Here is a 13,485-nt window from a genome sequence, read left to right as displayed (position 1 = left end):
AGCCTAGGCGTCCGCGGTTTCCGTCGGACGCGGTGGTGTGCGCTCCTGCAGCCGCCACGGCAGCCGGGAGCGTGTGGCGACGATGATCAGCCCGACCACGACGATGGTCGCGATCGACGCCTGGACGATGATGAACGGTTGGTATTCGCTGCCGTTGGGCATGAGGATCATGCCGACGACCGACGAGAACGCGATGGTGGGGATCCGGAAGACCGGGCGGGTCGCCCAGGCCGCGAGCGGGATCACCGCCCACAGCAGGTACCACGGTTGCACGACCGGGAAGAGCAGCACGATCGCACCCAGCGACACTCCCAGCGCACCGACCGGATGGATCCGTCCCATGAGCACCGCGAGCAGCATGCGCACCGTGACGAAGGCGGCCACCAGCGCTGCGATGGGGCGTGTGATGGACAGTACGGCCGTCGTGTGGTCGCCGAGACCGAGCAGCACGCCCCCGAGGCCGGTACCCATGCCGAGCAGGGTCGGGATCGACATCCAGCTGCGGACCTCCGTGGCGGTGCCCAGGGTCTTCGTCCAGCCGAAGCCCAAGCCGCTGCCCCAGCTCACAGCGCCGATGACGACGCAGGTCCCGATCCCGAGGATCGCGGCGGCGGCGATCACGGCGCGGAAGCCGCCACCCCACTTGCGGGCAAGGGCCATGCCGACGAATCCGAGCGCGAGCAGCGAGGGCACCTTGATCATCGACGACAGGGCGATCAGCGCGGTGCCGGCCGCGAGCCATCCCGCGAGACGCAGGCGCGAGGCTGCCTCGTCGTCCGGGTGGACGGCCCGCAGCGCGAGTTCGACTCCGGCGAGCATGAGCCCGAGCATCAGGGCCTCGTTGTGGATGCCGGCAACCAGGTGGAAGAGCAACAGCGGGTTCGCGGCACCGAGCCACAATGCGCTCACCGACGCGACGCCGCACCGGCGGGCGAGCCGCGGCAGCGCCCACACGATCAGGGCTACACCCACGAGCGCGAGCAGGCGGTGGACGAAGATGCCGGCCACGATGTTCTCGCCCGTGAGGTAGGTGATCTTCTCGCCGATCCACAGGAAGGCCGGGCCGTAGGGGGCCGAGGTGTCGCGCCAGATGTTCGGCACAGTCCGGGTCAGGACGTGGTCGACCCCCAGCGCGCCGGCCGGACCGATGGCGTAGGGATCGAGCCCGCGCGCCGCGATCTCGCTCTGCGCGAGATACGAGTAGACGTCCTTGCTGAACATCGGCGGCGCGACGACCAGCGGAAGGATCCACAGCAGCAAGGTGCGGTCGAGCTGTGACCGGGACAGTCGGCGCGCGGGACCGTGCGGTGCGCTCCGGCCGATCGCGAACCGGCCGAGCAGCAGCCAGGCAAGGATCACCAGCGCCGTGCCGATCATGGTGGTCGTGAGGGCGGCGCTCGGCATACGTGCCGCCAGTCCGAGGGCGCGGACGCCCTGCACGGGGTTCTGCAGGACCGGTTGGGCGCCGGCGCCGAGCGCTCCGACCGCCATGAGGACGGCGCCGGTCGCGCCGAGCAGCCGGATGCGGTGGAGATAGATGTTCTCGATCGCGTCGAGTCCGCGGCCTTCGGTCTCGTCGCCGTGCAGCACGACCGAGACATCGGCGTGTGGGCCCGGGGCGTCGAGGCCCAGGGCGCGTCGGATCCACACGTGCAGCCGTTCGCGGACCCCGGATCGGCCCGGCGACGGAGACGTCGTGCGCGGGGCGCACAGGGGAGGAGTCGACGGCACGTCAGAAGCGTAACGGGACGGCGAGGGTGGTCTTCGACGGCTCCGTCATGAGGTGTAACAAAGGGCACCCTTGGTGGACCGTGCTTCCGAATTCCGTCACACTGGTGTTGTGAAATACCGGTCCGACACCACCGACACCGCAGAACGCGCAGGTCACGCACCTGCCGCGACGGCGTCGCGCGGCGAGGACACCCGCAGGAATCCTGCTTCGACGGGCCGCGAGATCCCGGAGGGTCAAACCCGCGCCGCAGTCGTGCAGCTGCTGCTCGAAGAAGGTCCCATCACCGCGCCGGAGATCGGCGAGCGTCTGGGGCTCAGTGCCGCGGGCGTGCGACGCCATCTCGACGCGCTCATCGAGTCCGGTGAGGCGCAGGCCGCCGCGCCGCCGCGCAGGCAGGGACGCGGTCGTGGCCGCCCCGCCCGCCGCTTCCAGCTCACCGCCGTCGGGCGTGCCCGCCTCGGGCACTCCTACGACGATCTCGCCACCGCCGCGATGCGGCACCTGCGCGAACTCGGAGGCGACGCTGCCGTCGAGGACTTCGCGCGGCGCCGCGTGGACTCGATCCTCGGCACCATCGCACCCGCCGACGAGAACGTCGACGACGTCGAGAGCGTCGCCGAGGAGATCGCCGGGGCGTTCACCGCCTCCGGTTTCGCCGCCTCGACTCGCCGCGTCGGCACCGGCGTGCAGATCTGCCAGCACCACTGCCCTGTCTCGCACGTCGCGGAGCAGTTCCCCGAACTGTGCGAGGCGGAGCAGGAGGCCTTCGTGCGGATCCTCGGAACCCACGTGCAACGCCTCGCGACGATCGCGAACGGCGACGCCTTCTGCACGACACACGTGCCCGTTCTCCCCAGAGCGGATGTGCCCCGTCCGGAGCCGCCCACGTGACGACCCCACCGCGAGTGCTCCGCGAACCAGGGCACACCAGGAAGACATCCACCCACCCGTCGACCGTCGACGCACAGCCCGCGCCGACGCCCACCAGACTCCGGAAGGAGCTCGCATGACCGTCGCATCGGATCAGACGTCCGGAACCGCGCCGCTGACGCAGGAAGAGACGATCGATTCTCTCGGCCACTACGAATACGGCTGGGCGGACCCCGACACCGCCGGCGCCACGGCGCAGCGCGGCCTGTCCGAAGAGGTCGTGCGGGACATCTCCGCCAAGAAGAACGAGCCCGAGTGGATGCTCGACATCCGCCTCAAGGCGCTGCGCACCTTCGACAAGAAGCCGATGCCGGTGTGGGGCTCGAACCTCGACGGAATCGACTTCGACAACATCAAGTACTTCGTGCGCTCGACGGAGAAGCAGGCCGCGAGCTGGGACGAGCTCCCCGAGGACATCAAGAACACCTACGACAAGTTGGGCATCCCGGAGGCGGAGAAGCAGCGCCTCATCGCCGGTGTCGCCGCCCAGTACGAGTCCGAGGTGGTCTACCACCAGATCCGCGAGGACCTCGAGAGCCAGGGCGTGATCTTCCTCGACACCGACTCGGGTCTGCGCGAGCACCCCGAGCTGTTCAAGGAGTACTTCGGCACGGTCATCCCGGCCGGCGACAACAAGTTCTCCGCCCTGAACACCGCGGTGTGGTCGGGTGGCTCGTTCATCTACGTCCCGCCGGGTGTGCACGTCGACATCCCGCTGCAGGCCTACTTCCGCATCAACACGGAGAACATGGGCCAGTTCGAGCGGACCCTGATCATCGTCGACGAGGGCGCCTCGGTGCACTACGTCGAGGGCTGCACCGCGCCGATCTACAAGTCCGACTCACTGCACTCCGCGGTCGTCGAGATCATCGTCAAGAAGGGCGGCCACTGCCGCTACACGACCATCCAGAACTGGTCGAACAACGTCTACAACCTGGTGACCAAGCGCACCAAGGTCGAGGCCGGCGGCTCGATGGAATGGATCGACGGCAACATCGGTTCCAAGGTGACGATGAAGTACCCGGCCGTGTGGATGATGGGCGAGCACGCTCGCGGTGAGGTGCTCTCCGTCGCCTTCGCCGGCGAGGGCCAGCACCAGGACACCGGCGCGAAGATGCTGCACCTGGCTCCGCACACCTCCTCGACCATCGTGTCGAAGTCGGTGGCGCGCGGCGGTGGACGTGCCTCCTACCGCGGCCTCGTGCAGGTCAACAAGGGCGCTCACGGCTCGAAGTCGACGGTCAAGTGCGACGCGCTGCTCGTCGACCAGATCAGCCGCTCCGACACCTACCCGTACGTCGACATCCGTGAGGACGACGTCACGATGGGTCACGAGGCGACCGTCTCGAAGGTGAGCGACGACCAGCTGTTCTACCTGATGAGCCGCGGACTCGACGAGGACGAGGCCATGGCGATGGTGGTGCGCGGATTCGTCGAGCCCATCGCCAAGGAACTGCCGATGGAGTACGCCCTCGAACTCAACCGCCTGATCGAACTGCAGATGGAAGGGGCAGTCGGCTAAATGACTGCGGAAGCGAAGAACACTCCGGCTACCGGAGTGCAGGATGCCGTGCGTGCCGAGAATCGTGCCCCGGCGGTCAAGACCGCCGGCAAGCCGGCAATCAACAAGGGTGAGGTCTTCACGTCGTTCGACGTGCATGCCTTCGAGATTCCGTCGGGTCGCGACGAGGTGTGGCGGTTCACCCCGCTGCGCCGCCTGCGCGGTCTGCACGACGGCACCGCTCCCGCGACCGGCACCGCGACAGTCGAGGTCACCCCGGTCGACGGCGTGCAGGTCGAGACCGTGGCGCGCGACGACGCGCGACTCGGACAGGCCGGTGTGCCGTTCGACCGGATCGCAGCACAGGCGTACTCGTCGTTCGAGACCGCGACCGTCCTGACCGTCGGCCGCGAGGTCGAGGTCGCCGAGCCCGTCACCGTGACGATCACGGGACCGGGCGAGGGCGCTGTCGCCTACGGACACGTGCAGATCCGGCTCGAGGCGTTCGCCAACGTCACGCTCGTCATCGATCAGCGCGGCAGCGGCACCTACGCCGAGAACATCGAGTTCGTGCTCGGCGACAGCGCACAGCTGAAGGTCGTCGCGGTGCAGGACTGGGCCGACGACGCCGTACACGTCGCCGCGCATCACGCTCGCCTCGGCCGCGATGCCGTGCTGCGCCACTTCACCGTGGCGCTCGGCGGCGATCTCGTGCGCGTGTCGGCGACCACCAAGTACGACGGCCCCGGCGGCGACGCCGAACTGCTCGGCCTGTACTTCGCCGACGCCGGTCAGCACTTCGAGCAGCGTCTGCTCGTCGACCACTCGCAGCCGAACTGCAAGTCGAACGTCGTGTACAAGGGTGCGCTGCAGGGCGATCCGGCCTCCGGCAAGCCCGACGCGCACACCGTGTGGATCGGCGACGTGCTCATCCGCGCCGAGGCCGAGGGCACCGACACCTTCGAGCTCAACCGCAACCTGGTGCTCACCGACGGTGCGCGCGCCGACTCGGTGCCGAACCTCGAGATCGAGACCGGTGAGATCGTCGGTGCCGGACACGCGTCGGCGACCGGCCGCTTCGACGACGAGCAGCTGTTCTACCTGCGTGCTCGCGGCATCCCCGAGGAGGAAGCGCGTCGCCTCGTCGTCCGCGGCTTCTTCCACGAGCTGCTCGAGCGCATCACGGTCACCGAGGTCCGCGAACGGCTCGAGGCCGCCATCGAGGCGGAACTCGCCGCCGTCGGCGCCTGACCGGCCCTGCCTCCCGTACTCCCGATACTTCACTAAGGAAACGCATTTCGATGTCCACACCTTCGAACGTCCTCGAGATCAAAGACCTGCACGTCCGCGTCGCACAGACCGACGAGAACGCCGAGCCGATCGACATCCTCAAGGGCGTGAACCTCACGGTCCGCTCGGGTGAGACGCACGCCATCATGGGCCCCAACGGCTCCGGCAAGTCCACCCTGTCGTACGCGATCGCCGGCCACCCCAAGTACGAGATCACCTCGGGCAGCATCACCCTCAACGGTGAGGACGTGCTCGAGATGAGCGTCGACGAGCGCGCCCGCGCCGGCCTGTTCCTCGCCATGCAGTACCCGGTCGAGGTGCCCGGCGTGTCGATGTCGAACTTCCTCCGCACCGCCGCGACCGCCGTGCGCGGCGAGGCCCCCAAGCTGCGCCACTGGGTCAAGGAGGTCAAGCAGGCGATGTCCGATCTGGACATCGATCCGGCCTTCGGCGAGCGCAGCGTCAACGAGGGCTTCTCCGGTGGCGAGAAGAAGCGCCACGAGATCCTGCAGCTCGGTCTGCTCAAGCCGAAGATCGCCATCCTCGACGAGACCGACTCCGGCCTCGACGTGGACGCGCTGCGCGTCGTCTCCGAAGGCGTGAACCGCTACCAGGAGAACGAGAACGGCGGCGTCCTGCTCATCACCCACTACACCCGCATCCTGCGCTACATCAAGCCGCAGTTCGTGCACGTCTTCGTGGGTGGCCGCGTCGTCGAGTCCGGCGGCCCGGAGCTCGCCGACGAGCTCGAGACCAACGGCTACGTTCGTTTCACCCAGGCAGCAACGCAAGGAGCGTGATCGGATGACGGTGCCGGTGCGGACCTTGGACATCGCCCGGATCAGGGCCGATTTCCCGATCCTCGCGCGCACGGTGCGCGACGGCAAACCCCTGGTCTACCTCGACTCCGGGGCCACCTCCCAGCGCCCGGTACAGGTGCTCGACGCCGAGCGTGAGTTCCTCGCGACGCGGAACGCGGCCGTGCACCGCGGTGCGCACGCGTTGTCGGAGGAGGCGACCGACTCGTACGAGGACGCTCGCGCCGTCATCGCGTCCTTCGTCGGGGTCGACGTCGACGAGGTGGTGTTCACCAAGAACGCCACCGAGTCGCTCAACCTCGTCGCGTACGCCTTCGCCGACGACCGGTTCCCGCACCGGCTCGGACCCGGTGACGAGATCGTCGTCACCGAACTCGAGCACCACGCGAATCTCGTTCCGTGGCAGGAACTCGCGCGGCGCACGGGTGCCACCCTGCGCTGGTACGGGGTCACCGACGACGGTCGCATCGATCTCGATTCGCTGACGCTGACCGACGCCGTGAAGGTCGTGGCGTTCACGCACCAGTCGAACGTGACCGGTGCGGTCGCTCCCGTCGAGGAGATCGTGCGGCGCGCGAAGGAGGTCGGCGCGATCGTCGTGCTCGACGCGTGCCAGTCGGTGCCGCACATGGCCGTCGACTTCCGTGCTCTCGGTGTGGATTTCGCGGCGTTCTCCGGACACAAGATGTTCGGTCCGTCCGGCGTCGGTGTCCTCTACGGCCGACGTGACCTGCTCGCCGACGTGCCGCCGTTCATCACCGGTGGCTCGATGATCGAGACGGTGACGATGGAGGCGACGACCTTCGCCGCACCGCCGCAGCGATTCGAGGCCGGATCGCCCATGGTCTCGCAGGCCGTCGGCCTCGGTGCCGCCGTGCGCTACCTGCAGGACATCGGCATGGACGCCGTCGCCGCACACGAACACGAGCTGACTGCTGCGGCACTCGCCGAGCTGGGCGGTATCGACGGCGTGCGCATCATCGGACCCACGACCGGCGAACAGCGCGGCGGGGCGGTGTCGTTCGTCGTGGACGGAATCCATGCTCACGATCTCGGCCAGATCCTCGACGACGAGGGCGTCGAGATCCGGGTCGGACACCACTGCGCCTGGCCGCTGCACCGCCGCTTCGGGGTGGCCGCGACCGCCCGCGCATCGTTCGCCGTGTACAACACGCCGGACGAGGTGCAGGCACTCGGCGCGGCGATCCGGCGCGCCCAGAAGTTCTTCGGGGAGGCGTGATCCGATGCGGATGGAGCAGATGTACCAGGAAGTGATCCTGGACCACTACAAGCACCCGCACAATCGCGGACTGCGCGAACCGTTCGGCGCCGAAGTGCATCACGTCAACCCGACCTGCGGCGACGAGGTGACCCTGCGCGTGCACATCGACGGCGACACCGTCAGCGACGTCTCCTACGACGGGCAGGGCTGCTCGATCAGCCAGGCGTCGACGTCCGTGCTCACCGACCAGGTGATCGGCGTTCCGCTCGGCGATGCACTGAAGATCGTCGAGGGCTTCGTCGAGATGGTCGGCAGTCGCGGCACCGTCGAGGGCGACGAGGACCTGATCGGCGACGGCATCGCGTTCGCCGGCGTCGCGAAGTACCCGGCGCGCGTGAAGTGCGCGTTGCTGGGCTGGATGGCCTTCAAGGACGCGGTCGCGCAGACCGTGGACGCCGCCCCCGCCGACCTGGCGGGCGGCGCGCACACCCTTTCGAGCGGAGGACAGAACTGATGACCGAACCCGCACCGGGCACCGTGAACACCGACGAGAATCCGACGGCCGACGCCGGCGCGGACGAGACCTCGACGCTGGTCGCGGCCACGGCCCCGCCGCTGGATCCGGGCCGCCTCGACGAACTCGAGGAAGCGCTGCGCGACGTCGTCGACCCCGAGCTCGGCATCAACGTCGTCGATCTCGGTCTCGTCTACGGGATCTCCGAGGTCGACGAGACCGTGACCGTGGACATGACGCTCACCTCGGCGGCGTGCCCCCTCACCGACGTCATCGAGGAGCAGGCCAAGGGCGCACTCGTGCGCAGCGGTCTGTGCGACGAGCTGCGCATCAACTGGGTGTGGATGCCGCCGTGGGGTCCCGACAAGATCACCGACGACGGACGCGAACAGCTGCGCGCACTCGGATTCACCGTCTGATCCGGCCTTCTCCGGCTCCGATCCTCGGCGCCTGATCTTCGACTTCTCGTCGGAGGTCAGGCGCCTTTGCGTTCGCCGGAGGTCTTCTTGGCGGCCGTCTTCTTCGCAGGACTCTTCTTCGCCGTGCTCTTCGACGCCGAACTCTTGGACGTGGTCTTCTTCGCCGCGGTCTTCTTCGCGGGACTCTTCTTCGCCGTGCTCTTGGACGCGGTCTTCTTCGCGGGGGCCTTCTTCTTCGCGCCCTCGTCCTCGCCTTCGTCCTCGTCGTCGTCCTTCGAGGACTTCTTCCCGCCGGAGGACGAACCGGACGGGACCTTCTTGCCCGCCGCGTCGACGCTGCGCTGCAGGGCCGCGACGAGGTCGAGCACCTCGGCGTCCTCTTCGCCGGTGTCGGGTTCGGCGACCTGGAAGACCTTCTCGCCGCCACGAGCGAGGGCCTCGTCGATCAGTGTGCGCAGTTCCACTTGGTATTCGTCGGTGAATTCGGTGGGATCGAAATCGTCGGACATCGACTCGACGAGGGTCTCTGCCATCGCGAGTTCGCGTTGTTTCGGCTTCTCGATGTCGTCGAGCGACTCGAACTCGGCTGCGCGGACCTCGTCGGGCCACAACAGGGTCTGCAGGATGAGCAGTCCGTCACGGGTGCGCAGCGCCGCCAGGCGGGTGCGCTGACGAAGCGTGAAGTGCACCAGCGCCGTCCGGTCGCTCTGCTCGAGGGTCGCGGCGAGCAGGCCGTAGGCCTTCGGCGACGACGAATCGGGTTCGAGATAGTACGACTTCTCGAACAGGATCGGGTCGATCTGCTCGGTGGGCACGAACTGCAGCACCGGGATCTCGTGCTTCTCGGCCGCGGGGAGTTTCTCGAAATCCTCGTCGGTGAGCACGACCCGCTCGCCGTCCTCGGAGTCGTACGCCTTGTCGATGTCCTGGTACGGGACGACCTCACCGCACTCGGTGCACACGCGCTGATACTTGATCCGCCCGCCGTCCTTCGCGTGCACCTGGTGGAAGGAGATGTCGTGCGACTCGGTGGCCGAGTACACCTTCACCGGCACGTTGACGAGGCCGAACGCGAGTGAGCCTTTCCAGATCGACCGCATGTGTCCATCATGATCGACACCTCGGGGCCACGCTGGAAAGCTGCGAAACTCACCGGCCGGTTCGCCGAGACGTTCGCCACACCGCCGCGCCCGGCGGATCAGCGGAGCGAACGCAGAATCGTCGCGCGCGCACCCGTCGGCAGCACCCGGAACAGCCGCCACATCGTGGCCGCCACGCCGGTCGCATCGTCGCGACCGGACAGGTAGGCGCGTTGCTGCTCGACCGGAAGGTCGAAGAACGCGTCGAAGAACTCGATCGCTCCGCGTGCGTCGAGTCGCAGCAGGACCCGCAGCCCCATCTGCCGCAGCGTCGCCACCGAGCGGGCGCGGACCGGCCACAGGACGCGCTGCGGATCGTCGCCGCGGCGTATCGCATCGACCACCGCATCAGCGGTGGACAGGGCGGTAGCCACCGCGTATCCCGTGGCCGGATGCATCAGACCACCGCGAGCGCCGAAACCGATCACCCCGGGGGCTGTCGGTGCACCCTCGACGGCGAAGCGCACCCGTTCGACCTGCTCGTCGCCGGTCGTGCGCACTCCTCGAGCTGCGAGGCGGATGTGCAGGCGCCGCTCGAGTTCGCCGAGACCGAGTGCCGGACGGCCGACGAGGCAGGTCTCCTCGAGGATCGTGCGTCCGTCACCGACCGGCACCGCATACAGGAAGGACGGCACGTCGTCGGGGCCCGTGCCGTTGTCGCGGCGCCAGTCCATGAACCAGGCGTCGTGGCCGTCGAGTGCCGGAGCCGCGGTCCCATCGTCGACGATCAGCCCGAACGCCGTCTGCTGGGCGCGTTCCGGTTCGGCGGGAACCCCGCGGGCATCGACGACGTAGCGGGCAGGCACCCGGCGGCCGTCCCCGAGGACCACGCCGTCCGCATCGACGTCGCGCACCCGACCCGTGACCACCGTGACGGCGTCGAGGGCGAGGAAGTCCTGCAGTCCCGCCGTGTCCAGCACCCGGTAGGCGCGATCGACGACGTGGGGCCCGGTCGTCCACGCTGCGGGCCTGTCGATGTGCGCTGCCACCACCTCGTCGGGCAGCCAGGCGGGTAGTTCGTCGGCCCACGCCGCGTAGGTCGCGGTCCATCGGCGCTGCGGGCGCACATCGACGGCCGTCACCGACAGTCCGGCTGCGGCCGCTCGGAACGCCAGCGCACGGCCCGCGGGACCGAGTCCGGCCACGACGAGGTCGGTGGGGGGAAGGTGGGTCACGGGCGTCAGCCTAGGTCGCGCGAGGGGAGGACCCGGCCGTGCGTGGCGAGGGTAGCGAATCTCACCGTGGGGGAGAGGGGCCGTCACGGTAAAATGAGTGGTTCGTGTGCCCGGCTGTTTGCCACCATGGCACTCATCCATCGTCTTTCGTTCTAGGAGCCCGTGCGTGATCACCGCTACCGACCTCGAAGTCCGCGCCGGCGTGCGGACACTGCTCTCCGCCCCCGGATCGGGGTTGCGGGTGCAGGCCGGGGACCGTATCGGCCTCGTGGGACGCAACGGTGCCGGCAAGACCACGACCCTGCGGATCCTCGCGGGTGAAGGCGAACCCTACGCCGGCACCGTGATCCGTTCCGGCGACATCGGTTACCTGCCGCAGGATCCCAAGGAGGGCAATCTCGACGTCCTCGCCAAGGACCGGGTGCTCTCGGCGCGAGGTCTCGACGAGATCCTCCGCAGCATGGAGAAGCAGCAGGCGCTCATGGCGGAGGCTGTCGACGAGAAGATCCGCGACCGCGCCGTGCGCAAGTACGGTTCGCTCGAAGAGCGTTTCGCGACGCTCGGCGGATACGTCGCCGAATCCGAGGCTGCGAGTATCTGCCACAGCCTCGGCCTGCCCGACCGGGTCCTCGGCCAGCCGCTGCACACGCTGTCGGGTGGTCAGCGCCGTCGTGTCGAACTCGCCCGCATCTTGTTCGCCGCCTCGGACGGCTCCGGCGGGAAGTCCGATACCACGCTGCTGCTCGACGAGCCGACCAACCACCTCGACGCGGACTCGATCACCTGGCTGCGCGGTTTCCTGCAGAACCACGACGGTGGGCTCATCGTTATCAGCCACGACGTCGACCTGCTCGCCGATGTGGTGAACAAGGTGTGGTTCCTCGACGCGGTGCGCGGCGAGGCCGACGTCTACAACATGGGCTGGAAGAAGTACCTCGACGCACGCGCCACCGACGAGGCGCGGCGCCGGCGCGAGCGCGCGAACGCCGAGAAGAAGGCGTCCGCCCTGCAGAAGCAGGCCGCGAAGCTCGGCGCGAAGGCCACCAAGGCCACGGCCGCCCAGAACATGGCCAAGCGCGCCGAGAAGCTGCTCTCCGACCTCGACGACGTACGCGTCGCCGACAAGGTGGCCAAGATCCGGTTCCCCACGCCGGCCGCCTGCGGAAAGACCCCGCTGATGGCCAAGGAACTGACCAAGGTCTACGGCTCCCTGGAGATCTTCACCGGCGTCGACCTCGCGATCGACCGGGGCAGCCGCGTCGTCGTCCTCGGCCTCAACGGTGCCGGCAAGACGACGCTGCTGCGACTGCTCGCCGGTGTCGAGCAGCCGGATCTCGGCGAACTCGTGCCCGGTCACGGTCTGAAGATCGGCTACTTCGCGCAGGAGCACGACACCATCGACGACTCGGCGACGGTGTGGGAGAACATCCGGCACGCCGCTCCGGACGCCGGTGAACAGGACCTGCGCGGACTGCTCGGCGCGTTCATGTTCACCGGTCCGCAGCTCGAGCAGCCGGCCGGAACACTCTCCGGCGGTGAGAAGACACGACTCGCCCTGGCGGGCCTCGTCTCGTCCGCAGCGAACGTGCTGCTCCTCGACGAGCCGACCAACAACCTCGATCCCATCTCGCGCGAGCAGGTGCTCGACGCGCTGCGGAGCTACGAGGGTGCCGTCGTGCTGGTCACCCACGATCCGGGTGCGGCCGAGGCCCTCGACCCGGAACGGGTGATCCTGCTTCCCGACGGAACCGAGGACCACTGGTCGCAGGAATACCTCGAGCTCATCCAGCTCGCCTGATCGGGCTCCCGGTCGGATCCGCCCCCTGATCCGCTCCCGCTGGTCCGATCTGCGTCCGCGCAACCTGACAGTCCTCTAGCCTGGGAAAGGGACCTTTGGCGAGGGCGCAGGGAGGATCCGATGGCGCGAAATTCCGGTGGTGGAGAGACGACCTACGCGAAGGGAGCCCGAGTTACAGGGGAATCGCGGGACCGCTTGCAGGAGGATCTGAAGCGCCGCTACGAGGAGGGCGCGAGCATTCGGAGGCTCGCGCAGGAAACCGGTCGATCCTACGGTTTCGTGCACAACGTTCTCGTGGAGTCGCAGGTGCGGCTGCGGGGCCGCGGCGGCCCGAATCGTCGTCGGGCGGCAGCGAGCGACGAGAAGGCGTGAGGAACGGATCCGGCGCGTCAGTCGCGCCGGCGCACGGATTCCTCGACGAGGTCGAGAACCGCGACGAGGTCCTGTTCGGTGTGCCCTGAAGCGAGGCGGGCGACGAGCCCGTCGAGCACGAGGTCGAGATAACCCAGGACGACTTCGGTCGGCACGTCGTCGCGCAGCCGGCCCGCTTCCCGCTGCCGTTCGAGGCGTCCGACGGTGGCCTCGGTGAGTTCGGCCGAATGTTGCATCCACGCCTTCGCGAACTCGGGGTCGGTGCGGAGACGGCGCGTGATCTCGAGCCTCGTCCCGAGCCAGTCGAACTGGTCGGGGGAGGACAGCATGTCGCGCATGACCTGCACGAGACCCTCGTTGGCCGCGACGTCGGCCATCCGTCTCGCATCCTCCTGGGCGAGGGCGAGGAACAGTCCGTCCTTGTCCTTGAAATGGTGGAAGATCGCGCCACGGGACAGACCCGTGGCGTCTTCGAGCAGTCGCACGGTCGCGCCGTCGTAACCGTATTCGGCGAAGCAGCGACGGGCACCGTCGAGGATCTGCCTGCGCCGCGCGGCGAGATGGTCCTCACTGAC

The 13,485-nt window shown here is 68.4% G+C and carries 13 protein-coding genes; 9 read left to right on the top strand and 4 right to left on the bottom strand.

Annotated features, from left to right (window positions below; translation table 11 throughout):
• Positions 1–3 precede the first annotated feature (3 nt).
• Positions 4–1,731, bottom strand: a complete 1,728-nt coding sequence (mptB, locus tag ACPCXD_RS06090) for a polyprenol phosphomannose-dependent alpha 1,6 mannosyltransferase MptB (protein ID WP_420714488.1) — start codon at positions 1,729–1,731, stop codon at positions 4–6.
• Positions 1,732–1,840: 109 nt separating this feature from the next.
• Between mptB and ACPCXD_RS06085 the strand changes: the two genes are divergently transcribed.
• The 7 genes from ACPCXD_RS06085 (at position 1,841) to ACPCXD_RS06055 (ending at position 8,426) form a co-directional block, all read left to right on the top strand.
• A complete protein-coding gene (locus ACPCXD_RS06085; protein ID WP_423658898.1) occupies positions 1,841–2,623 on the top strand; it encodes a helix-turn-helix transcriptional regulator in 783 nt (260 codons plus the stop codon).
• Between the two features lie 115 nt (positions 2,624–2,738).
• A complete protein-coding gene (sufB, locus tag ACPCXD_RS06080; protein WP_006551501.1) occupies positions 2,739–4,184 on the top strand; it encodes a Fe-S cluster assembly protein SufB in 1,446 nt (481 codons plus the stop codon).
• A complete protein-coding gene (gene sufD / locus ACPCXD_RS06075) occupies positions 4,185–5,414 on the top strand; it encodes a Fe-S cluster assembly protein SufD (protein ID WP_229568036.1) in 1,230 nt (409 codons plus the stop codon).
• A 50-nt stretch (positions 5,415–5,464) separates the two neighbouring features.
• Entirely contained in the window at positions 5,465–6,253 is a 789-nt protein-coding gene (sufC, locus tag ACPCXD_RS06070; protein ID WP_006551503.1) for a Fe-S cluster assembly ATPase SufC, read from the top strand.
• A gap of 4 nt (positions 6,254–6,257) precedes the next feature.
• Positions 6,258–7,511 carry a cysteine desulfurase gene (locus tag ACPCXD_RS06065; protein ID WP_088898525.1) on the top strand — a complete coding sequence of 418 codons (1,254 nt, stop codon included), beginning with the start codon at positions 6,258–6,260 and terminating at the stop codon, positions 7,509–7,511.
• A gap of 4 nt (positions 7,512–7,515) precedes the next feature.
• Complete coding sequence (sufU, locus tag ACPCXD_RS06060; RefSeq protein ID WP_024100819.1) at positions 7,516–8,007, top strand: Fe-S cluster assembly sulfur transfer protein SufU; 492 nt, start codon at positions 7,516–7,518, stop codon at positions 8,005–8,007.
• Positions 8,007–8,426, top strand: coding sequence for a metal-sulfur cluster assembly factor (locus ACPCXD_RS06055; protein WP_016691730.1), 420 nt, complete (start codon positions 8,007–8,009; stop codon positions 8,424–8,426). Before sufU ends, ACPCXD_RS06055 begins: the two co-directional genes overlap by 1 nt.
• 56 nt (positions 8,427–8,482) lie before the next feature.
• Here the strand turns inward: ACPCXD_RS06055 and ku are convergent, their stop codons facing one another.
• Together ku and ACPCXD_RS06045 are read right to left on the bottom strand one after the other, a co-directional pair.
• Positions 8,483–9,526 (bottom strand): non-homologous end joining protein Ku, encoded by a 1,044-nt coding sequence (gene ku, locus ACPCXD_RS06050; protein WP_088898526.1) that lies wholly within the window; start codon positions 9,524–9,526, stop codon positions 8,483–8,485.
• A 98-nt stretch (positions 9,527–9,624) separates the two neighbouring features.
• Positions 9,625–10,740 carry a lycopene cyclase family protein gene (locus ACPCXD_RS06045; RefSeq protein ID WP_423658893.1) on the bottom strand — a complete coding sequence of 372 codons (1,116 nt, stop codon included), beginning with the start codon at positions 10,738–10,740 and terminating at the stop codon, positions 9,625–9,627.
• Between the two features lie 166 nt (positions 10,741–10,906).
• On the opposite strand from ACPCXD_RS06045, the gene ACPCXD_RS06040 reads away from it, so the two are divergent.
• Positions 10,907–12,538, top strand: coding sequence for an ABC-F family ATP-binding cassette domain-containing protein (locus ACPCXD_RS06040; protein WP_229568040.1), 1,632 nt, complete (start codon positions 10,907–10,909; stop codon positions 12,536–12,538).
• Positions 12,539–12,658: 120 nt separating this feature from the next.
• Positions 12,659–12,910 (top strand): helix-turn-helix domain-containing protein, encoded by a 252-nt coding sequence (locus ACPCXD_RS06035; RefSeq protein ID WP_026061044.1) that lies wholly within the window; start codon positions 12,659–12,661, stop codon positions 12,908–12,910.
• 17 nt (positions 12,911–12,927) lie between these two features.
• On the opposite strand, the gene ACPCXD_RS06030 is transcribed toward ACPCXD_RS06035, so the two are convergent.
• Positions 12,928–13,485, bottom strand: a 558-nt coding sequence (locus tag ACPCXD_RS06030; RefSeq protein ID WP_423658890.1) for a TetR/AcrR family transcriptional regulator, incomplete at its 5' end; no start/stop codon positions are given.

This window comes from Rhodococcus sp. AB351 (genome assembly GCF_049538275.1).
GTDB lineage: Bacteria > Actinomycetota > Actinomycetes > Mycobacteriales > Mycobacteriaceae > Rhodococcus.
Note: the sequence above shows the minus strand (reverse complement) of the source record. Positions and strands in the feature narration are given on the sequence as shown.

What these genes read in the sequence shown, in the direction of transcription:
- sufD (WP_229568036.1), top strand. Translation starts at nt 4,185, where the DNA reads ATGACTGCGGAAGCGAAGAACACTCCGGCTACCGGAGTGCAGGATGCC.
- sufB (WP_006551501.1), top strand. Translation starts at nt 2,739, where the DNA reads ATGACCGTCGCATCGGATCAGACGTCCGGAACCGCGCCGCTGACGCAG.
- ku (WP_088898526.1), bottom strand. Translation starts at nt 9,526, where the DNA reads ATGCGGTCGATCTGGAAAGGCTCACTCGCGTTCGGCCTCGTCAACGTG.
- ACPCXD_RS06035 (WP_026061044.1), top strand. Translation starts at nt 12,659, where the DNA reads ATGGCGCGAAATTCCGGTGGTGGAGAGACGACCTACGCGAAGGGAGCC.
- sufU (WP_024100819.1), top strand. Translation starts at nt 7,516, where the DNA reads ATGCGGATGGAGCAGATGTACCAGGAAGTGATCCTGGACCACTACAAG.
- ACPCXD_RS06065 (WP_088898525.1), top strand. Translation starts at nt 6,258, where the DNA reads ATGACGGTGCCGGTGCGGACCTTGGACATCGCCCGGATCAGGGCCGAT.
- ACPCXD_RS06055 (WP_016691730.1), top strand. Translation starts at nt 8,007, where the DNA reads ATGACCGAACCCGCACCGGGCACCGTGAACACCGACGAGAATCCGACG.
- sufC (WP_006551503.1), top strand. Translation starts at nt 5,465, where the DNA reads ATGTCCACACCTTCGAACGTCCTCGAGATCAAAGACCTGCACGTCCGC.